Annotated in this window: 16 protein-coding genes and 1 riboswitch; of the genes, 8 read left to right on the top strand and 8 right to left on the bottom strand. The window is 36.9% G+C overall.

Annotated features, from left to right (window positions below):
* Positions 1 to 123: 123 nt before the first annotated feature.
* On the bottom strand, positions 124 to 1,746 hold the full coding sequence (locus D9782_RS02530) for an ABC-F family ATP-binding cassette domain-containing protein (RefSeq protein ID WP_026682607.1): 1,623 nt from the start codon (positions 1,744 to 1,746) through the stop codon (positions 124 to 126).
* A 328-nt stretch (positions 1,747 to 2,074) separates the two neighbouring features.
* Here D9782_RS02530 and D9782_RS02525 point away from each other — a divergent pair, with 328 nt between their 5' ends.
* Positions 2,075 to 2,698, top strand: a complete 624-nt coding sequence (locus D9782_RS02525; RefSeq protein ID WP_026682608.1) for a hypothetical protein — start codon at positions 2,075 to 2,077, stop codon at positions 2,696 to 2,698.
* A 522-nt stretch (positions 2,699 to 3,220) separates the two neighbouring features.
* Here D9782_RS02525 and D9782_RS02520 read toward each other — a convergent pair.
* From D9782_RS02520 to rarD, 4 genes are all read right to left on the bottom strand, one after another.
* Complete coding sequence (locus D9782_RS02520) at positions 3,221 to 3,844, bottom strand: YpmS family protein (protein ID WP_026682609.1); 624 nt, start codon at positions 3,842 to 3,844, stop codon at positions 3,221 to 3,223.
* A 5-nt stretch (positions 3,845 to 3,849) separates the two neighbouring features.
* Entirely contained in the window at positions 3,850 to 4,749 is a 900-nt protein-coding gene (locus D9782_RS02515; protein WP_026682610.1) for an SGNH/GDSL hydrolase family protein, read from the bottom strand.
* Between the two features lie 474 nt (positions 4,750 to 5,223).
* Positions 5,224 to 6,975, bottom strand: coding sequence for a PLP-dependent aspartate aminotransferase family protein (locus tag D9782_RS02510; protein ID WP_026682611.1), 1,752 nt, complete (start codon positions 6,973 to 6,975; stop codon positions 5,224 to 5,226).
* A 154-nt stretch (positions 6,976 to 7,129) separates the two neighbouring features.
* Positions 7,130 to 7,250, bottom strand: a riboswitch (SAM riboswitch).
* Between the two features lie 135 nt (positions 7,251 to 7,385).
* Positions 7,386 to 8,288 carry an EamA family transporter RarD gene (gene rarD / locus D9782_RS02505; protein ID WP_121603988.1) on the bottom strand — a complete coding sequence of 301 codons (903 nt, stop codon included), beginning with the start codon at positions 8,286 to 8,288 and terminating at the stop codon, positions 7,386 to 7,388.
* 165 nt (positions 8,289 to 8,453) lie between these two features.
* On the opposite strand from rarD, the gene megL reads away from it, so the two are divergent.
* The 5 genes from megL (at position 8,454) to D9782_RS02480 (ending at position 14,568) form a co-directional block, all read left to right on the top strand.
* Positions 8,454 to 9,647, top strand: a complete 1,194-nt coding sequence (megL, locus tag D9782_RS02500; protein ID WP_371413985.1) for a methionine gamma-lyase — start codon at positions 8,454 to 8,456, stop codon at positions 9,645 to 9,647.
* A gap of 334 nt (positions 9,648 to 9,981) precedes the next feature.
* Positions 9,982 to 10,179: a hypothetical protein gene (locus D9782_RS02495; protein ID WP_121603986.1), complete on the top strand. Its 198-nt coding sequence runs from the start codon at positions 9,982 to 9,984 to the stop codon at positions 10,177 to 10,179.
* A 575-nt stretch (positions 10,180 to 10,754) separates the two neighbouring features.
* Positions 10,755 to 12,197 carry a cardiolipin synthase gene (gene cls, locus D9782_RS02490; protein ID WP_026682614.1) on the top strand — a complete coding sequence of 481 codons (1,443 nt, stop codon included), beginning with the start codon at positions 10,755 to 10,757 and terminating at the stop codon, positions 12,195 to 12,197.
* Positions 12,198 to 12,222: 25 nt separating this feature from the next.
* Positions 12,223 to 12,747 carry an acyl-CoA thioesterase gene (locus tag D9782_RS02485; RefSeq protein ID WP_026682615.1) on the top strand — a complete coding sequence of 175 codons (525 nt, stop codon included), beginning with the start codon at positions 12,223 to 12,225 and terminating at the stop codon, positions 12,745 to 12,747.
* Between the two features lie 399 nt (positions 12,748 to 13,146).
* On the top strand, positions 13,147 to 14,568 hold the full coding sequence (locus tag D9782_RS02480; RefSeq protein ID WP_121603985.1) for an alanine/glycine:cation symporter family protein: 1,422 nt from the start codon (positions 13,147 to 13,149) through the stop codon (positions 14,566 to 14,568).
* Between the two features lie 353 nt (positions 14,569 to 14,921).
* Here D9782_RS02480 and D9782_RS02475 read toward each other — a convergent pair whose 3' ends face one another.
* Positions 14,922 to 15,245 carry a winged helix-turn-helix transcriptional regulator gene (locus D9782_RS02475; protein ID WP_026682617.1) on the bottom strand — a complete coding sequence of 108 codons (324 nt, stop codon included), beginning with the start codon at positions 15,243 to 15,245 and terminating at the stop codon, positions 14,922 to 14,924.
* 225 nt (positions 15,246 to 15,470) lie between these two features.
* Here D9782_RS02475 and D9782_RS02470 point away from each other — a divergent pair, with 225 nt between their 5' ends.
* Together D9782_RS02470 and D9782_RS23290 are read left to right on the top strand one after the other, a co-directional pair.
* Positions 15,471 to 16,709, top strand: a complete 1,239-nt coding sequence (locus D9782_RS02470) for an aminopeptidase (protein ID WP_121603984.1) — start codon at positions 15,471 to 15,473, stop codon at positions 16,707 to 16,709.
* A gap of 39 nt (positions 16,710 to 16,748) precedes the next feature.
* Positions 16,749 to 16,895, top strand: a complete 147-nt coding sequence (locus tag D9782_RS23290; RefSeq protein WP_205389136.1) for a hypothetical protein — start codon at positions 16,749 to 16,751, stop codon at positions 16,893 to 16,895.
* A 255-nt stretch (positions 16,896 to 17,150) separates the two neighbouring features.
* Here D9782_RS23290 and recQ read toward each other — a convergent pair whose 3' ends face one another.
* Both recQ and brnQ read right to left on the bottom strand, forming a co-directional pair.
* Complete coding sequence (recQ, locus tag D9782_RS02465; protein ID WP_121603983.1) at positions 17,151 to 19,295, bottom strand: DNA helicase RecQ; 2,145 nt, start codon at positions 19,293 to 19,295, stop codon at positions 17,151 to 17,153.
* A gap of 282 nt (positions 19,296 to 19,577) precedes the next feature.
* A complete protein-coding gene (gene brnQ / locus D9782_RS02460; RefSeq protein ID WP_121603982.1) occupies positions 19,578 to 20,873 on the bottom strand; it encodes a branched-chain amino acid transport system II carrier protein in 1,296 nt (431 codons plus the stop codon).
* Between the last annotated feature and the right edge of the window lie 385 nt (positions 20,874 to 21,258).

The raw sequence follows: 21,258 nt of genomic DNA, 5'->3' as shown, positions 1-21,258 counted from the left end.
TTTTTACTCTAACTTCAGGGGGTCGGTACCTAATTAGCGTTCGTTTTTTTATTGTTTCTTCATTCTTTTGTCTCAGCCTCTTTATGATCACATAGGTAAAGCGTAACCACTTTTTAGAGCTAATTAACTTGCATACATTTTGGCAATCTTATCTTGCAATTCTTTGTCCTGAACATACTCGTCATAGCTCATTTCCTTATCAATCAAACCGTTTGGTGTGATTTCAATTAAGCGATTTGCAATACTTTGTATGAACTGATGATCATGTGACGTAAACAGAATGGATCCTTTGAATTTAATTAATCCATTATTTAATGATTGAATAGATTCTAGGTCTAAGTGGTTCGTTGGTTCATCTAATAGAAGTACATTCGCATTACTTAACATCATTTTGGATAACATACAACGAACTTTCTCACCACCGGAAAGCACATTTGCTTTTTTTAGTGCTTGGTCTCCAGAGAAAAGCATTCTACCTAGGAACCCTCGTAAAAATGTTTCTGTTTCATCCTCTGGCGAATATTGACGTAACCAATCAACCAAAGGAAGGTCGTTATTTTCAAAGTACGCAGCATTATCTTTCGGAAAGTAGGACTGTGAAGTGGTCACACCCCATTTATAGGTTCCTGCATCAGGTTCCATCTCGCCCATCAAAATTTTAAATAATGTTGTTTTAGCAATGTCATCTTTTCCTACAAGAGCAATTTTGTCATCCTTGTTCATTGTAAAACTAACGTTATCAAGCACTTTTTCTCCATTTATCGTTTTGGTTAACCCTTCGACTCGTAATAAATCATTCCCTATCTCGCGACCGGGGGTAAAGGAGATATATGGGTATTTTCTGGACGATGGTTTAATGTCATCTAGTGTTATATTATCCAGTAATTTCTTTCGAGAAGTTGCTTGCTTTGATTTAGATGCATTCGCACTAAAGCGTGCAATAAATGCTTGTAGCTCCTTGATCTTTTCTTCCTTCTTTTTGTTAGCTTCCTGAGCCATTTTGTTAGCCAATTGGCTTGATTCGTACCAGAAATCATAGTTACCAATATAAATTTCGATTTTTCCATAATCGACATCAGCAATGTGTGTACACACTTTATTCAAGAAATGACGGTCATGTGATACAACGATTACAGTATTTTCAAAATGAATTAAAAATTCTTCCAACCATTGTATAGCATGAATATCTAATCCATTCGTTGGCTCATCCAGTAGTAAGATGTCTGGATTACCAAATAATGATTGTGCAAGCAATACTTTTACTTTTTCATCTGCAGACAAATCAGCCATTTGCTTATCATGTAGTGATTCTTTAATTCCAAGGCCTTTTAGAAGGACTGCTGCATCAGATTCTGCTTCCCAACCATTCATTTCTGCGAACTCTCCCTCTAGCTCAGCTGCTCGCATACCATCCTCTTCTGAGAAATCACCTTTCATATATATAGCATCTTTTTCTTGTTTGACAGCATATAGCCTTTCATGGCCCATCAAAACTGTTTCAAGTACTTGATTATCTTCATAGGCGAAATGATCCTGTTTTAATACAGCAAGTCGTTCACCAGGTGATAACGATACATGTCCAGATTGAGGTTCTATCTCACCTGACAAAATTTTTAAAAACGTTGATTTTCCTGCGCCGTTTGCTCCAATTAATCCATAACAATTGCCTGAAGTGAATTTTAAATTTACATCTTCAAATAATTTTTTATCGCCATATCGTAAACTAACATTAGAAACATTAATCATGCTTGTTAATTTCCTCCAATATAATAATTGTAATCATGGTTAGCTTACGTTATTTCTAGGCTTTCGTCAATGTTTAGACATGATTAAACATTGAATTTTGAATAGGTCTAGACATAAAACTCTTGCTATGATGTACGGGGTAGATTTCGTTAACTAGAAACATGAACCATAACATCAATGCAAGAGACTTCATATGTGTTTCTTACGTTTTTGTCACAATAAAAAATTAACTTGTATAATTTACAATTATTTGTAATAGTAGAATAGAAAAGGGTTTTACCTAAATTCGCTTCTTCATTATAATAGAAGTTGGGGGGAGGGGTGTTTATTGGGAGAGAAGGTCATCTATTTTCTCTTTACAGATACAGGTACTAATTTAGCTAAAGCGATAAATTTCTTTACGAAGCAGTCTTTAAACCATGTATCTATTGGCTTTGATCATGAATTAACAGAAGTCTATAGTTTTGGACGGAAGCGGCCGAGAAATCCATTCATTGGAGGATTTGTTAAAGAGGATATTCGTAGTGATTTTATGAAGAAATCAGACTGTGCCGTTTATCAATTTACAGTAGCTGATCATGAGTGTGAGAAAATAGTAAAAAATATTAAGGATATTGAAAGGCAACAGCATAAATATAGATATAATTTTATTGGGCTATTTGGTATATTGTTACAAATTGAAATTAATCGAAAGTGTGCACTATTTTGTTCACAATTTGTAGCGACTGTTCTAAGAGGTGTACCATCTTTTAGCTTGAAGAAACCTGCTTGTTTTATTACACCTGCTGATATTCGGAATCACGAAGGTATGGAATTGATTTATAAAGGTAAGCTAGGCGATTATCCGTTCGGGAATCAGGAATCTTTAAGTACTATAGTTGTTGAAGAAAAGACAAAGCAATCATTTTTAATTTTATTATCTTCAAAAGTAAAACGGTTTGTTATCCGTTAAGTAAAAAGGTCAATTTAAGTTAATATATTAGCTGATAATAGGATGTATTTCAATCCGAAGCGAAGCATTTGCTACACTGCTTTTAAGTGAAATTAGCCACAAAATGATCATTTATTCCTCATATATACCTGCCGGTAAATGTTCGATTTGTTCAAAGGCTTTTAGGGTATACTATTATGGTAATGGAATCGGTGAGGGATAAACAAGATCCCCACGGATTAAAGTTTTAGTTTATACCGTATTATTCATGAGAAAAAAGCTGGACGAACAACGTCCAGCTTTTGTTGTAGTCTTGGAAATTATAAAATTTGAGCCTATGGATAAATAGGCGCGTGTTGAGCTGCGGCAAGCTCCAGTGCCCAAAAACTAGGCGACCTCACGAATCATCCCACAATAAGTCGTCATCGGCTCGCAAGCTCACCGTGATTCCTTTATCTCCGTTGACTCGCTCCAGTTGCTAAATTTCTAATCGAGCGCTTGCGCTTTTTTTCTGTAATGAGACAGTAACGATAGGCTTTAAAACTATTCGATACCTAAAGTTTGGTAAGGTACGCGGAATTTGAATGCTAAGTTATTAGCGTCAAGGTCAATATGCTCAACAGCTACTTGAAAATTACTTTTTAGCTTCATATCTGTAACTGCAACATAGATAGCTTCATCTTTTGGATTTACCGTTACCCATTCGGGCATTGGTAAGTATTTATCAATATACTCCATAATTTTTTGGTTTGGTAATTCAAGTAATCCGATAGAGATCGATCTTTGCTTTAATATAATATCGCCATTATCTTGAACAAATGGCTCTAAATGAACAGATAATGGTACGGTTGTTGAAAATACTGGTAATTCACCAATTAAATGTACATCCTCACCTAACTCAATTCGATAGCGATGTTTTGTATCGTTGAGCATTTGATCGATATATGCGTTAATTAACTCATTCAAATTTTGTTTCGTCGTACGAACGACAAATTCTGAGCTTTCATCAGCTTTATCTGCATGTTGAGCCGGATAATCTACACGTGGTACTGGCCAAAAAATAAGTGCTAAAATAATGATTAATATGACAATGTTTAATGAAAGCAAGCCTATAAACCGCTTTTTCCACTTACTCCTCTTAGATCGACGTACGTTTCTTTCTGCCATATTACTCATCCTCTTTCATCTTCGTTTGTTAGGAAATCCAATACACGCTGGGCCATTCGCTTATAGCCGAGGTGATTCGGATGGAAATTATCTTCTGCAAATAGGTTTTCATCTGTGTTATCAAATAAATCTTTTGTCGGAATAAACGATACATTTTTTTTGCTAGCTGCTATTTCTTTCCCTGTATTATTCCAATTTTCAACAATGATTCCTAATTCCTTTATATCTTTAAAATATTTTTGGAATGGATTATAAAATCCTAATAAATAAATCTTTGTTTTCGGGTTAATTGTTTCAATTTTGGAAAAGATATGATGCAATCTTTCTTGATATTGTGCACGCTCTTTCGTGAAGTCTTCCATTTTTAAATTGGTAATGTTCTGCTTAAGGACTTGCATTATATCATTGGCTCCGATAGTTATTAATACTATATCAGATCGCTTAATCGAGGAAACAACTTCGGGTTTATCCAGTCTTTTAAGCAGCTGATCAGAGCGATTACCGCGGACACCTAGATTATCGAATGTTACTACTTTTTTATCCTTGTTAATAGCCCGTTCCAAAATCCCTACATATCCACCTTGTGCGGTTGAATCGCCAACTCCTTGTGTAAGGGAATCACCTATTGCTGTAACATGTGTTTTATTTGAAAAGAACTGAATGGTTTGTTCAACAGCACTTACTACCATTTCGGAGAATGGCTTTTCTTCCGTTTGATCATCTTGTTTTTCATCTTGATCTGTCTTAGTCGCTTCTTTCTGCTGATCCCCATTTGTTTTACTGTCTTTCTCCGAAATGATAACATCATTTAACTTTGGGTCAGGCTGATGTGTCAGGAAAAAGATAAGACTGATCCCTAAAAGCATCACAAAAATAGCACCGAAATAATAGTAGTTTTTCTTCATGTTTACTCACACCTATGCTGTTATGTTCATAACCTTTTTTCTTTATTGTCTCATGTATAAAATACATTCGAAAGTATTTCCTATATATATGTACTTCATAACTTGTTCAATGAAGGAAATAAAGTGAAACCTCAATCCGCTGGGGCTTTTGTCTATCCCTTACTGATTGCTAGTACCACAAGGGTATGACCTAAAGGACTTTCAATTAATCGGACATTTACTGACAGTCGATCCCCACATTTACCCATATTGGTTTTACTTTATTGCTTGAAGTAGGGATCTTACTGCCAGTTATATACGGGATAAAATAAGATCGCCTTCAATAACAGGCGATCAGTAAGGGAAGGTTATTTATAATTTTTCCAATCGGTAGTAAAAGTAAACCTCCTTTCTAAAAGTGAAACAGTTTTGTTACATAAATAATTAGTTCTAAATTTCTAAAATTAGTTTGATTCCAGCATACTGTTTGCTCGTTCAAACATGAGTGAGGTCAGAAGCATCGTCTTGTGATCGCAATGCTAAAAACTCGTCATAAGGATTTTTTGCGGTAATAACAGTGATCCCAGCTGCTTTGGCATATTCTAAAGTACTATTTTGATAAGGCTGTTCCAACCATACTATTTTTCCTTGTTTATTTATAACTTGTTCGATAACACCTGATGGGAGGTCTGATTGGAGAAACCATACAGCATCAAGCTCAGTTGGAATAGCTGATAAGTCTCTGAACACATGCTGAGATTCTTCAGTTGTTGAATGACTTATATAATAAAGCTCAAAACCAATAGATTGTAGCTGTTTGACTTTTTCCCTTTCTTTCTCTCCTGCATCTTCCCAGCCGTATACGGCAATGGTTTTTTTTCGTATATTTCCATTATTACGATCAAACGGAGAGCTAAGTAGCCAACTGATAGCGACGGAATCATTGGTTGTTATCGTTTTTGCTTCGCCAGTAGCTTCAGCGATAGCAGCATCTAAGGTGTATAATAAGTCGGTAACAGACTCCAAACCAATCGATAGACGAATTGTTTCCTCCGTAACACCACTAGTTTTTAATTCTTCAACGGTTAGTTGTTGATGCGTTGTTGAAGCAGGATGAATAATTAGTGATTTTGCATCACCAACATTAGCTACATGTGACCATAATTCAATACATTCAATTAATTGTCGTCCAGCTTCTCTCCCCCCTCGAATTCCAAAAGTGATGATAGATCCAGCACCTTCACTAAAATATTTTTTAGCTCGCTTGTTTGATGAATGGCTTTGTAAACCTGGGTAGTTCACCCATTCGATCGCAGGATTTTTAGCTAAGTATTCGGCAATTATCTGTGCATTTTTATTATGTTGAGGAATACGAAGATGCAAGGTTTCTAAACCCTGTAATAGTAAAAACGCATTATGCGGGCTAATACACGCACCAATATCACGCAATAATTGTACCCTTAATTTAGTAGCAAAAGCCGCAGGACCAACATCAATGAAACGGAGGCCATTATAGCTCTCATCTGGTTCTGTAAAGCCAGGGAATTTGCTGTTATTCCAATTAAACCTTCCGCCATCAACGACAACACCTCCAATGGTCGTACCATGTCCTCCTATCCATTTTGTAGCGGAGTGGACCACAACATCTGCTCCCCATGCTATCGGCTTAGCAATATAAGGTGCGAATGTATTATCAATTATTAAAGGAATATTATAAGAATGAGCTAAAGCAGCAATGGTCTCGACATCAAAGATGTGCAGACTAGGGTTCGTAATAATTTCACCGAAGATTGCTTTTGTTTTATCTGTGATAGCAGCTTCGACTTCATTCTTGTTCTTGCCATTAACAAATTTAACCGTTATACCATAGCGAGGAAGTGTGTTTGCAAATAGATTATAAGTACCACCGTATAAATTACTGTCAGCTATAATTTCATCTCCTGTACTAGCAACATTTAGGATAGCAAAGGTAATAGCTGCCATTCCAGATGCTGTTGCTACTGCTGCTACACCGTCTTCTAATTCGGCAATTCGTTGCTCGAAAGCATCTACGGTAGGGTTCCCTATCCGTGTATAAATGTTGCCCGGTTCGGTAAGGCCAAATAGATTCTGTGCGTGCTCCGTGTCACGAAAAACATAGGATGTTGTTTGATAAATAGGGACAGCTCTAGAACCCGTGGTTGGGTCTGGCACCTGACCTCCGTGTAGTAATACTGTATCTGGTTGTTTCTGGTGAAATTTTGCCATTATTCATTCCTCCTAGGATAGTTTGTAGTTCTGTATTGCCACGACTAGTATTGACGTGGCCAGTTACTGAATAGCAATCCTTGTGTCTGGAGGAAGAGGGGGAAAATGAAAAAGCCCTCTTCCTAAGAAGAGGGCTTGGATTTAACCGTTCCTCCTCTTATCTTCCAGATCATAAAATGGATCTGTAGGATGTAGCACCGTAAAAAGCAATATTTCATCGCTTTTTGGTTGCTGGGCTTCACAGGGCCTATTCCCTCCACCGCTCTTGATAAGAGATGTATTTTTCTAAATTATTGAATATTATATAGGTGTACATAATCTTTTGTCAACCACTAGTTTTAAATCGTAACAAAAGGCAGGCATAATACCATCGCCAAAACGTAAGAAAACCTAGAGCATGTTATATCTTTTTATACATGCTTTTTCCTCAGTGGTCTTCGGTAGCTCGTAAGCATAAAGTTTACTAGAGCTATCCAAATGAACGCGAAAGCAATTAAATGAGCAGAAGTAAAGGCTTCTTTATATATAAATACGCCTAGTAATAACATTAATGTTGGTGCAATATATTGCAAGAATCCGACCATTGCTAAAGAAATGCGTTTCGCTCCACTTGCAAACAGTAACAAGGGAATTGCTGTCATAACACCTGCACCCATTAATAATAGGTTCGTAGATGAAAAGAATTCATGAAGCTGAAAGGCGTTATCAGGGTAAATGGCTAGGTAAATAATTGCGAAGGGGAGAATAAGCATGGTTTCAATGGTTAACCCTATCATTGGTCCGATATCGACCTTTTTCTTCAATAAACCATACAGTCCAAAGCTGATGGCAAGTAATAATGACACCCAAGGAAACACACCATAGCTTATCGTTAAATAAAGCACACCGATTCCTGCTAGAATAAATGAAATAGTTTGACGGAAAGTAAAGGCTTCTTTTAATACGATAATTCCTAGTAATATGCTTATAAGTGGATTAATATAATAGCCCAGACTTGCTTGAACAACATGATTACTATTAACGGCCCAAATAAATATTAACCAATTTAGACTAATTACTAGCGTAGCCAAAGAAATACCAAATAGCTTCTTTTTATTATGAAGCAATTCCTTCCATTCCTTCGTAAAATCCGACCATTTACGCATAATGAGAACAAGTAAAAATGTGAAGACGAAAGACCAAATAATGCGGTGAGCTAATGTTTCCCCTGGAGAAACATGGTCAAGAAGCTTCCAATAGATTGGTAGAAATCCCCATAATATGTATGCTGATGATGTGTAGATCATACCGTTCGGATCCTGATTAGCGTTCATAAGGTTTCATCCCTTCTTCCGGTATAAAGTAAATCTATTTTAGAATTGCTCCAGAAAAAAAGCAAAGATAACGTCTCTAAAGAAAACGTATTCATTTATGCGTTTATTTGAATAGGATATATATAGGTAGTCAGTTTACAAGAGTTTACATGAGGAGGAATGGATGTGAAGAAGAAAGAAAAGCAATTGGAGACGAAGGTTGTTCATGAAGGTTATCATTCAGAAGAGATGTTAGGAAGTTTAGCAGCTCCTTTATTTCAAACCTCTACTTTTACATTTGATTCAGCAGAACAAGGAGAGCGGCGTTTTGCAAGGGAAGAGGATGGTTTTGTATATTCGCGTTTAGGTAATCCTACTGTACAGCTTTTGGAAGAGCGGATTGCGGCATTAGAAGGAGGGAAGCGAGGGTTGGCTTTTTCCTCTGGAATGGCTGCCGTTTCAGCGGTATTAATTTCACTAACAAAAGCAAATGATCATATTCTTTGTTCTTCCGGGCTTTATGGCTGTACGTATGGATTGTTATCCATGTTAAAGGATAAGTATCATATTAATCATGATTTCTCAGAAATGAATTGTGAGGAAGAGGTTTTGGCTTGTCTAAGGCCAGAAACAACCTGTATTTATATTGAAACACCAATTAATCCCACCATGAAGCTGATCGATCTACAAATGGTAGCAACGGTTGCAAAGCGCTACCATATTCCGGTCGTTGTAGACAATACCTTCTCATCCCCTTATATTCAGCGACCACTGGAATTTGGTTGTGATGTTGTTGTTCATAGTGCTACAAAATATATTGGCGGACACGGAGATGTAATTGGTGGTTTGGTAGTAGGAAGAAGTTCATTTCTTGACGGTGTTGCCATGACGACACAAAAAGATATTGGAGGCGTTCTTTCGCCATTTGATGCTTGGCTATTATTAAGGGGTTTGAAAACACTGCCGATTCGGCTTGATCGACATTCAGATAATGCAGAAAAGATTGTGGAGAAATTAGGTACTCATCCAAGGATTTCAACTATTTATTATCCAGGTGATAGGGGGCATCCAAATTTTGCGATATATCAAAAGCAGATGAAGCGTGGTGCTGGAGTTATATCATTTGAATTAGTTGGGGATAAATACGATGTTCAACAGTTCTTAAATAACTTGGAGTTTTTAAAAATTGCAGTTAGCTTAGGAGATGCAGAGACGCTTATACAACATCCATCAACAATGACACATGCGGTTGTGCCAGAAGCTGAGCGTGACATGATGGGAATAACGGAGCAACTGATCCGTTTATCGGTGGGTTTAGAGGCTTGGCAAGATATTTGGGAGGATTTGGAGCAAGCATTAAACAAGCTAGATGACAAGTAGCGAAGAAATAATACGCTTATGCTAGTAGTAGCTGGTATAGGTTTTTTTTTAAAGATAAGAAAGTATAAAATCAGTGCAATGACTGCGTTAAGCGAAGTAGTTATTTTGAAATGTTTGATGTCTATTGGCAATGCTCCGACTAATTACTTCGCTTTCCGCGGGCACGGCCTCAACTAACTTTGCAAAGAAGAACACGTTGCAAAGTGGATTTTCGGCTCGCGCAATTCCCGCAGGAGTCTACGTAATTAGTCTCCGCTATGAGAAGGTGCAACAATTCTTGTCATAAGTAATAGGTTGACTTTTTTTACAATGGGTAAAGTGAAAATCGTTATCCGTGAGTATAAAAGCAGCTGTGTTACTTCATGCTAGCGTTGTAGAGCCTGATAATAGCGAAGGCCGGCTACTTCAACTCCTGTGGGAAATGTTTGACCTGAAGATCCACTTTTTTGAGCGGGTTTTGCTAAAAAAGTTAGCTGAAGGACAAACCCCACGGAAAGGGAAGTGGGCAGCCGGAATGGTGGTCAAGCAGTAGCTATTATTCCATAATAGCTACTAGAGGAAGCGTAAATCTGAGCATTTAGTGATAAGGACTGAGCGAATTTTGCTCAGTTTTTCTAAGACCTGGTTAAACAGTTCAAAGTAACCCTTAACGAAAAGACTGTTAGATATACAAAAACATAAGATACGCTGGTGTTATTAATAATGAGATCATATATAATGTTCATTCATGATGTCAGTACCACATTTATGAATCGTAAATACGATTTGATACGTAGAAAGGTTATGGTTTTCTTTCATATGAAGTGCTTTATAACAGCATCAAGGTACATAAAAAGGATAAAATTTAATACAATAAGCTAATATCATTTATTCTATAAATAATAGGTAGCGCTTGCATTCTGCTAAGCTAACGACAAATTAAAATGTATGCTATATTATTGATTGTAGAGGTGATGGATATATACTCTTTCTACTTTAGCGTAATTTGATGTCCTCACCCTTAAAAATAGGAACAGTCTAGTTTGGGGAGGATAATAGAAAATTGTTACTGGATAAGACATGGCACGAACTAAAACAATTTTCATGTAAGGGGGGATTTGTCAGACTATGGAAATACTGTCATACTTATTAGGATTTATTTTAATTTTTAATATTGCCTTAGGTGTTTCTATTATCTTTTTGGAACGAAAGGATGCTAGTGCTACATGGGCGTGGTTAATGGTATTATTGTTTATTCCAATTGCAGGTTTCTTTTTATACTTAATCTTTGGTAAGCCGATTAGTAAACGAAGGATATTTACTTGGGATACAAAGAGTAGACTTGGTGTAAAAACAGCTGTACAATCCCAGCTTCGTGCAATTGAAAACGGTACGTTTGCATTCAAACATAAAGAGATAGCAGAGTATGAGGATTTATATTATTTACATTTACGTAATGATGATGCCATCTTTACACAAGATAATAAAGTGACCATTTTTACGGATGGAACAGAAAAGTTTGAATCCCTCATTGCTGATCTGGAAAAAGCTACGGATCATATACATTTGCTTTATTACATCATTCGTGATGATCAACTAGGTAAGCGTATTGCTGACATTCTTATTAAGAAGGCTAATGAAGGTATAGAGGTTCGTGTACTTTATGATGATATGGGTTCCCGTTCATTACGAAGAAAGTATATTAGACGATTACGAAGAGCTGGCGTAGAAGTGGAGGCGTTTTTTCCGCCAAAGATTCCGAAAATCAATTTCAAAATTAATTATCGTAACCATCGAAAATTAGGCATTATAGATGGTAAGGTGGGATATATTGGTGGTTTTAATATTGGTGATGAGTATCTTGGGCAGGATAAGAAATTTGGAAATTGGCGCGATACACATTTGCGTATTTATGGTGATGCGGTTCTGCATATGCAAACTCGCTTTATTTTGGATTGGAACCAAGCTTCTAGGAATGATATCTTATATGAAGATCGTTATTACAACGCTGTTCCAGCTGGTGATGTGGGTGTGCAAATCGTTTCGAGTGGACCAGATTCAGATTGGGAGCAGATAAAAAATGGATACATTAAAATGATTATGTCTGCCAAGGATTATATTTATATCCAAACACCTTACTTTATTCCTGATGAAAGTTTACGGGATGTTCTTAGAATTGCTGCTTTATCGGGGGTAGACGTAAAGATTATGATTCCAAATAAACCGGATCATCCGTTTGTTTATTGGGCAACATTATCCTATGTCGGTGATTTATTAGATGCAGGTGCAGAGGTGTATATTTATCAGAATGGATTTCTTCATGCTAAAACAATCGTAGTGGATGGAAAAATTGCATCGGTGGGAACTGCTAATATCGATGTCAGAAGCTTTCGTTTGAACTTTGAAGTAAATGCATTTCTTTATGATAAAGAGTTAACGAAGCGGTTGGTTGAGGCTTTTAAGGAAGATATTGTGCTATCTACACAAATGACCAAGAAGTTATATAGTAAACGATCGTTAGGCATACGGTTTAAAGAATCTATCTCCCGATTAATATCACCAGTATTATAACAAGTTTGAAAGGAGAAAAGTTAAAATGGAAAAGAAAACATGCTCGACATCATTAGCTGTTAAAACGTCTCATGTATTGCCTCCTGATACGAATTCATATGGGACATTGTTTGGAGGCAAGTTAATGGCCCATATTGATGATGTGGCTGCAATAGCTGCATCACGTCATGCACGTAAGCCTGTAGTAACTGCCTCTACAGATTCTGTTGATTTCCTTGCTCCTGTTAAAGAAGGTCATTCGATATGTATTGAGGCATTTGTAACCTGGACGCATAAAACATCAATGGAAGTTTTCGTTAAAGCAGTTACTGAAGATTTACGAACTGGAGAAAGACGTGTTTGTGCTACGGCCTTTTTGACCTTTGTTGCTGTTGATGAAGACGGCAAACCAAGTCCAGTCCCTGAAGTTGTACCTGAGACAGATCATGAGAAAAAACTTCATGAGCTAGCTGCCGTCAGAGCTAAACAAAGGATTGAGCGTCGTAAACAATCGAAAGAATTTGCACAGGAATTTGGAACGGATTATCCGTGGAATAGTCGAGGAAAATAAAGGGGAATTTCTTAGAATAAGTAGGGGGAATACATAAGAACAAAAGCGCAAGCGTCCGATTAGAAGCGTAGCGACTGGAGCGAGTCAACGAAGATTAAAGGAATCACGGGGTGCTTGCGAGTAGATGATGACTTACTACCGTAGGGCGATTCGTGAAGTCACCTCGTTTCTGGGCATTGGAGCTGGTCGAGGCTCAACACGCGCCAATTTATCCACAAGGGCAAATTTTATAATTTCCTTTTCAACAAGAAAAAAGAGAGATTTCTCTTTTTTGTGTGGTTCATTCCTTTATTGTAGATTTAGTATACAATATTTAGGGTAATAACGAATAACACACACATAAGTATAACGATATGAGCTAAGAAAATGTGGATAGTGTAAAAGGAGGAAGTTTACAGGATGGAGATTTTAAAAAATCTAATTAGCGAAGCCAATAACATCTTATGGACGTATGTATTGATTATTGTCTTAATTGGACTGGGGCTGTGGTTTACGTTTAAGACGGGATTTGTACAATTTAAATATCTTCCAGAGATGTTTCGAGTATTGTTCGATAAACGAACAATTAGCGCGAGTGGTAAGAAAGGTACCTCTTCATTCCAGGCTTTTGCAATAAGTGCTGCCTCTAGAGTAGGTACTGGAAATATGGCTGGAGTGGCTTCAGCCATAGCAACAGGTGGCCCTGGTGCCGTATTCTGGATGTGGCTAATTGCATTACTTGGATCAGCATCTGGCTTCGTAGAAAGTACACTTGCACAGGTGTATAAAGTACCGGATAAGAATCAATACCGTGGAGGGCCAGCTTACTATATGGAAAAGGGATTAAAAAAACGGTGGCTGGCAATTATTTTTGCAATAACGATCACCTTTACATATGGTCTCGTATTTAACTCTGTGCAATCGAATACAATTAGTTTAGCCTTTAAAGGACAGTTTGATATTAATCAACACTTGATTGCTTTGTTGTTATTTGTTTTTACTGCAATTGTTATTTTTGGTGGTTTAAAAAGTATTGCAAACGTTACACAGATTATCGTACCGATTATGGCCATTTTATATATTATCTTATCGTTGTATATTTTACTTGTAAACTTTACTGCAATTCCAGATATGTTATCGATTATAATTACGAACGCATTCGGTATTCGGCAAGTAGCCGGTGGAGGCTTTGGCTTGGCAATTATGTGGGGAATTAAGCGAGGCTTATTTTCCAATGAAGCTGGTATGGGTAGTGCACCAAATGCTGCAGCAACAGCAGAAGTATCACATCCAGCCAAGCAAGGGTTTATTCAAGCCTTAGGTGTTTTCTTTGATACGTTATTAATTTGTAGTGCTACGGCATTTATTTTAATCACTGCAGGTGGATATGAGGGTAGTAAGGCAGATGGAATCCAATTAACACAAAATGCTTTTGCTTTTCATATTGGAGACTGGGCGAGCGGCTTCATTGCAATTGCCATTTTACTATTTGCCTACAGCTCTATTTTAGGCAACTATTACTATGGTGAAAATAATATTGCATATATAAAGAATAGTAAAACAGGACTGTTCCTTTATCGGATTGCAGCATTAGCGATGGTTTATTTTGGAGCAGTAGCATCCTTTGATTTTGTTTGGTCTTTAGCTGACTTGACAATGGCTATTATGGCATTGATCAATCTCTATGCGATATCGAAGCTATTTAAAATTGCTAATAAAGTACTCCAGGATTATCGAAGACAGCGTAAAGAAGGTAAGGATCCAGTATTTTACCGAGATACTCTAGATAATCAAGAAGGAATCGAGTATTGGGGAAGAGAACAAACAGGTAATACAGAATAGTTCAAAACAGACCACATTGCATTGTGCAATGTGGTCTGTTAATTTTCTCGTCAGTTAAGAAAGTATAAAATCAGTGCAATGACTGCGTTAAGCCAAGTAGTTATTTTGAATGTTAGATGTATATTGGCAATGCTCCGACTAATTACTTCGCTTTCCGCGGGAACGGCCACAGCTAACTCGGTAAAGAAAAACACGTTACCAAGTGGAACTTCGGTCTCGTGCTGTTTCCGCCGGAGTCTCGCTTGTTTCAGGTACTAAATGAATGATTCCGTGCAAAAAACGAACGATAATTAATTTTAACTTATCATCGTTCGTTTTTTATTGTTTCTTCATTCTTTTGTCTCAGTCTCATTTCACTCTTCATCTATTTCTTCTAATGAAATATGATGATCTGCCCAACATTGAATTTCTTTAATAACTGGTTCTAATGCTTTTCCTTTTTCGGAAAGAGAATATTCAATACGAACAGGAAACTCCGAATAAATATCTCTTGTAACGATTCCTTCTTTTTCTAGCATTTTAAGTCGATCAGAGAGCAACCGCCCGCTGATAGGCAAATCAGCTTCCATTTCAGAGAAACGTTTTGTACCTTTTAATAGTTCAAAAAGTATAAGCCCTACCCAGCGTGTGCTAAGAAGTCCCATAGCTTTTTCGAAACGTGGACAAAGGTTCTCCATGATCATCACCTCAATCGGTATCATATATCTATTAGCAAATTCTACAGTTATTACGAAAAGTAACCTATTTTTAGGATAACATAATCTCGATATGTCGTAAATAGATAAGGGGGATAATAACAAATATTTTCCAATTTATTCTAATTATAAAAAGTTATTTGGTAATTTTATTGAATTTATGAAATAATAACGGTATACGAAATAATTTAATTTGGAGGTAAAGAGATGGTTAGTCAACGTACACAAGAAAAATATGCAGAGTTAGCATTACGCACTGGTGTGAATATACAGAAGGATCAGGCATTAATGGTTAATGCGCCAATTGAGGGTGCAGATTTTACAAGAATCGTTGTACGTAAAGCGTATGAGTTAGGAGCAAAGGACGTACATATTAATTGGGTGGATGATGAGCTTACATTGTTAAAATATGAAAACGCTCCAGATGAAGTTATTGCTAGTTTTCCTGAGTGGAAAGTGGAGCTACAAAAAAGCTATGTTGAGGATGGAGCGGCAATATTAAATATTCGTTCAACGAATCCTGATTTATTAAAGGATATTGATCCTTCCCGTGTAGCAAAAGCAAATAAAGCAGCTGGCGAGGCGATGAAGCACCTTCGGAAGTATACCATGAATGATATCATTCCGTGGTCAATTATTTCTATTCCAACAGGAGATTGGGCACAAAAGATTTTCCCAGAAAAATCAAGAGAAGATGCCATTGAAAGCCTTTGGGACGCAATTGTAAAAATAGTAAGGGTTGATCAAGATGATCCGATAGCAGCTTGGGATGCACATAACGAAACACTCCGAACTGCTCGTGAAATCTTAAACAAGAAAAATTATAAGAAGCTAGTATTTACTGCGCCAGGAACAAACTTAGAGATGGAACTTCCTAAAGGACATATTTGGAAGGGGGGTTCTGCAAAAACGTCGAGTGGCACGACCTTTAATCCGAATATGCCAACAGAAGAAGTGTTTTCTATGCCCCACAAATATGGTGTGAATGGTACAGTAGCCAGTACAAAACCGCTTAATTATGGTGGTAGCTTAATCGATAATTTTAGTCTAACGTTTAAAGATGGAAAAGTGGTTGATTATCAAGCTGAACAAGGGGAGAATACCTTAAAGCATTTATTAGAAACAGATGACGGTTCTAAGCGCCTTGGTGAAGTAGCATTAGTACCTCATGAATCACCAGTTTCTCAATCTGGTTTAATCTTCTATAATACGTTGTTTGATGAGAATGCCTCTTGTCATATTGCGCTTGGTAAGGCATATCCTACAAATGTAGAGGGTGGAGCTGCAATGAACGAAGAGGAGCTAGATAAGCATGGAGTGAATGATAGTTTAAATCATGTCGATTTCATGATTGGTTCAGAGCAATTGGATATAGACGGTGTATTTGAAGATGGAACAACAGAAGCTATTTTCCGTAATGGAACTTGGGCATTAGATATAAAGTAAAACAACAATCAGTTGGGGGTATGATTTATCCCCGACTGATTGTTAGTACCACAAGAGTATGACCTAAAGGCCCTGGAACCAATCGGACATTTACTGGCAGTCGATCCCCCACTTATATATATTGCTTTCTTTTTATTGCTTGAAGTGGGTGATCTTACTGCCAGTTATATGCGGGATAAAAGGTGAACAACGGAAGCAGTCAGCTCGAAATAGAGAGCTGACTGCTTCCGTTTATACGGATCCAAGGGTCTTCTTGTCCGAAGGTGAAGGACTTTCGTTTCCGTGGTTGAATGCGTAGGTTTCCTCATGGAAATCGCTTCGTTCGGGAATCTAGGATCAATTGTTACGCTATAGGAGATTTGGGTCTTTACTCACTAGGACATTACACTGGTACTCGTCGTCAAGTCTGGCAAGGACCATCTTTTTTTACCCAATTTCCGATTAGATGAAGCTATGTTTTGTCAGTACAGCTTTTATCTTTGTGTAATCATATTCCGTCGGTAGTGCCTCTTTAAGAGACTTTAACTTGATGTCATCAAGTTGTTCTCTAGCTTGTAAGATGGCTTCCTCTTCCTTCGATGTAAAAAATATTTCCCAAGCGATCGGATATCCGTCTTTAAAGGCTTTAAATAAGTGATTTTCTACCGTCTGATGGGATATATCACGTATAACAGCTATATCTTTAATAGATTTGCCAGATTGGAACATTTTATAGCTTATAACATGACTTGGATTCTCGTCTGTTTCAGGGTTATTTTTTTTAGGTTTTGGATGAACAGGATCATTTATGCGAATGATGTTTTTTACATCAGGATTCTGTGATCGCCATTCTTTTAGAACGTTTAAAAATGCTTCACCAAATTGGTCGTATTTCTTCTCACCTACCCCTTTAATTTCTAGCATATCTTCTTTGGTAACCGGAAAATATCTGCTTAATTCCTTTAAGGTTGCATCAGAAAATAAAACATAAGGTGGAACCCCTTTTTCATCAGCCAACTGCTTTCTTAAGTTACGCAATGCCGTAAATAAATCTTTATGGTAATCAGTCTGCTCATTTATCGGGATCGGCATCGTAAACATGTATACAGACTTTCTTCCTTTTAACACTTCAACAGATTGATGATTTAACTTTAGAATTGGAAATCTCCCTTCCTCCGTAGCTAATAATTGTTCTGCTACCAAGAAATGTATCCATTCAGTTAATTCTTTTTCGGTAAAAGCTGAGAGGATTCCGTATGTAGATAATGTATGGAGCCGAAACTCTTTTAGCTTTTTGTCTTTCGATCCTTTAAGTACCTTCGCTGTCATCCCAACTCCAAATCTTTCTCCCATCCGTTTTACACAAGAAAGTATTTTCTGCGCTTCCTCTGTAATATCTATTTTTTCCTGACGTTGGATGCAGTTGCTACAGCGACCGCATAATTCATTGTTATCCTCTTGATGAAAATAATTTAAGATAAACGTAGTTAAACATCCATGGGTATGACAATAGTTAATCATGGACTGCAGTTTACGATATTCCCCTTGCTTTGCGGCATCATCCATTAAGGATTGTTCAATAAGAAATTTCTGTAGCTGTATATCCTGTGCTGAGAATAATAATATGCAATCACTTGGCTCCCCATCTCTTCCAGCTCTCCCAGCTTCTTGGTAGTACGATTCAATATTCATTGGCATAGCATAGTGAATGACAAAACGAACATTAGATTTATCAATCCCCATACCAAATGCATTTGTTGCAACCATAAGCTGTTTTTCATCATGAATAAATGCAGATTGCGCATGTTGTCGTTCTTGTTCTGAAAGACCTGCATGATATTTAGCAATCGAATAACCGCGTCTTTCTAGCTGATCATAAAGACTGTCTGCCTGTTTTCTTGTTGCTGTATAAATAATTCCTGATTCAGTGCCTCTTTCCTGTAAAAAAGAGCGGATATAGGAGGATTTATTCTTTCCTTTAATGACGTGAAAGGATAAATTATCTCTTTCGAAGCCTGTATTTACTACATGATTTATGTGTAATAACTGCTGGATATCGAATATGACTTCTTCTGTTGCCGTTGCCGTTAACGCCATTATAATTGGAGCATGATGTAATTGCTTTAATTGTGGAATGATTGATCGATAGCTCGGTCGGAAATCGTGACCCCATTGGGAAATACAATGTGCCTCATCAAAGGCAATTAATGATATATTTATTTGCTTAAGTACATTCAAGAAATTTCCTGAATCAAATCGTTCGGGTGCTACATAAACAAATTTATATCTTCCTAATGCAATATCCTTTAGCCTATGCTGTTGTTCACCTGCAGTTAATGAGCTATTAATATAAGTAGAAGCAATTCCTAAAGACTGTAATGCATCTACTTGGTCCTTCATTAAAGAAATAAGAGGAGATACGATAATTGCAGTGCCTGGCAATGCTAAGCCGGGTATTTGATAGCATATGGACTTTCCCCCACCAGTAGGCATGACAGCGAGAATATTCTTTTTAGCTAAGATGTAATCAATGGTTTCCTTCTGCCCTGGACGGAAGGTTTCATAACCGAAATACGTTTGAAGTAGTTTTTCTTCCTTCATTCCCATGATGTATTTCCTCCTTTTACATGTACCATCCTAACATATTCTTTCTGTAGTTGGTTATAGAAGAAAAAAAGAAGCTGTAAAGATACAGCTCCTGCATATACAAATATTCTATAATTTTACCACACACATAACTGGTAGTAAGACCCCACTGATTGAAGTTTCATTTTTATAAGTTGATATGATTTTTAGCTTTCATGAGCTTATCGTTTAATGTACGGACGGTATTGGCTAATTCAGCAATATCTCACAGCTTTACTGGAATACACTAGCCTAAAGTAATAGTTAAGTCTTTTGGGGTCTAAGCTTTGAAACTAGAAATCCGATACATCCTCCAATAATAGCTGGTAGTAGCCAGCCCAAACCAATATCAAATAAAGGAATTTTCATTACATAGTTCGTGACAGTTGGAATATCAATACCATAGGACGTAATCCCATCATTTAAGCTTATGACTGCGGTAAATAGAATTGCCCCACGGTAGACCTCCGGCCTATTCTGAAATAATGACCGTAGAAAGGTTAGCATAATAAGTACAATAGCTATTGGATATAAGAATACAAGTACGGGAACAGAAAAACTAATGATTGCATCTAAACCCTGATTAGCAATAACAAAACTAGAGAAAGTAATTATAAAAGCAATCAAGGAATAAGAGATTGGCACCAATTTTGAAAAAAATTGCGCACAAGCAACTACTAAACCGACAGAAGTGGTAAAACAGGCTAACGTAACAATAATTCCTAGCAGCAGTGTTCCAAATGTTCCAAAGATTGAAGTTGCAGCATGTGAGAGTATCTCTCCGCCATTACTGAAGCTAGCTGATCCTGCCACCTTTGTACCAATCCAGCCGATAGAGGTATAGACAGTGATCAGACCTACTCCAGCGACCAATCCAGCCTTCAATGTTGCAGTAATAAGCCCTTTCTGTGTGGAAACACCCCTTTCTTTAAAGGCATTTACCACAATAATTCCAAAGGCTAGAGCTGCAATAGCATCCATAGTTAAATAGCCTTCGACAAAGCCTTTAAAAAAAGGACTACTAGCATAATCACTGGTAGGTGCTGTAGCTGGCTGGTCAAATAAGATAATAGCGCCAATTACTAATGCTGTAATAGACAGCAATAGTATAGGTGTTAAATACTGTCCAATTCGATCTACCATTTTTGAAGGATTTAAACTGATAAAAAAGACGAAAATAAAAAATACACTTGTGAACAGCAATAACGTATAAGGTGATACGTTATTAAGAAAGGGTTCGATGCTCATCTCGTAGCCAACTGTAGCTGCACGAGGTATTCCAAAAAATGGTCCAATTGCTAAATACACAGCTGTTGTAAATAGAATGCCAAATAGAGGGTGGACTCGATTTGCTATTTCTCTGGCATCTTTTTTTACGAACGAAATAGCAGTAACTGCTAAAATAGGTAAACCTATACCAGTTATCACAAAGCCTGCAATAGCAGTAATAAAAGACGATCCTGAATGGAGTCCAAGTACAGGAGGATATATGAGATTTCCAGCACCAAAAAATAAAGCAAATAACATAAAGCCGATTATGAATGTATCTTTATTCATCATACGTGTATCCCTTCTATATGATTTCCTGTTGAGATTGTTTATTGAATACAGTTGTATAGCACTCCTTAAATTAAAACGAAATGGAATGAACATTCCTGTATTATCAAATACTAAAGAAAGAAGAGTAATATCTATTTTTTCAATATAATCTGAAAATAAAGGGCGATTTTTTGAATTAATTTTTTTCAGAAAATAACGCAAAGCAGACATCATCTTAACAGTAACAGGTTAAGATTGTCAATGGAAAAGGAGAGAAAAGTAAATGTTGATAATAGTATGATTTATATTTGCCTGAATTAAAATTGTTTACATTCTTTCCTTTCACATTTAAAATGTTTTTATCTTATCTATAATTTGCCATTACAAAGGAATGTGTTATTTCCTT

Origin of the sequence: Virgibacillus sp. Bac332, assembly GCF_003667785.1 — a bacterium.
GTDB classification, from domain to species: Bacteria; Bacillota; Bacilli; order Bacillales; family Amphibacillaceae; genus Virgibacillus; species Virgibacillus salarius.
This window is presented reverse-complemented; position numbering and strand designations above follow the sequence as displayed.

Bases quoted from the DNA above. Each gene is read 5' to 3' on its own strand.
- D9782_RS02530 (WP_026682607.1), bottom strand. From the start codon at position 1,746: ATGATTAATGTTTCTAATGTTAGTTTACGATATGGCGATAAAAAATTA.
- D9782_RS02520 (WP_026682609.1), bottom strand. From the start codon at position 3,844: ATGGCAGAAAGAAACGTACGTCGATCTAAGAGGAGTAAGTGGAAAAAG.
- D9782_RS02515 (WP_026682610.1), bottom strand. From the start codon at position 4,749: ATGAAGAAAAACTACTATTATTTCGGTGCTATTTTTGTGATGCTTTTA.
- D9782_RS02510 (WP_026682611.1), bottom strand. From the start codon at position 6,975: ATGGCAAAATTTCACCAGAAACAACCAGATACAGTATTACTACACGGA.
- rarD (WP_121603988.1), bottom strand. From the start codon at position 8,288: ATGAACGCTAATCAGGATCCGAACGGTATGATCTACACATCATCAGCA.
- cls (WP_026682614.1), top strand. From the start codon at position 10,755: ATGGAAATACTGTCATACTTATTAGGATTTATTTTAATTTTTAATATT.
- D9782_RS02485 (WP_026682615.1), top strand. From the start codon at position 12,223: ATGGAAAAGAAAACATGCTCGACATCATTAGCTGTTAAAACGTCTCAT.
- D9782_RS02480 (WP_121603985.1), top strand. From the start codon at position 13,147: ATGGAGATTTTAAAAAATCTAATTAGCGAAGCCAATAACATCTTATGG.
- D9782_RS02475 (WP_026682617.1), bottom strand. From the start codon at position 15,245: ATGGAGAACCTTTGTCCACGTTTCGAAAAAGCTATGGGACTTCTTAGC.
- D9782_RS02470 (WP_121603984.1), top strand. From the start codon at position 15,471: ATGGTTAGTCAACGTACACAAGAAAAATATGCAGAGTTAGCATTACGC.
- recQ (WP_121603983.1), bottom strand. From the start codon at position 19,295: ATGGGAATGAAGGAAGAAAAACTACTTCAAACGTATTTCGGTTATGAA.
- brnQ (WP_121603982.1), bottom strand. From the start codon at position 20,873: ATGATGAATAAAGATACATTCATAATCGGCTTTATGTTATTTGCTTTA.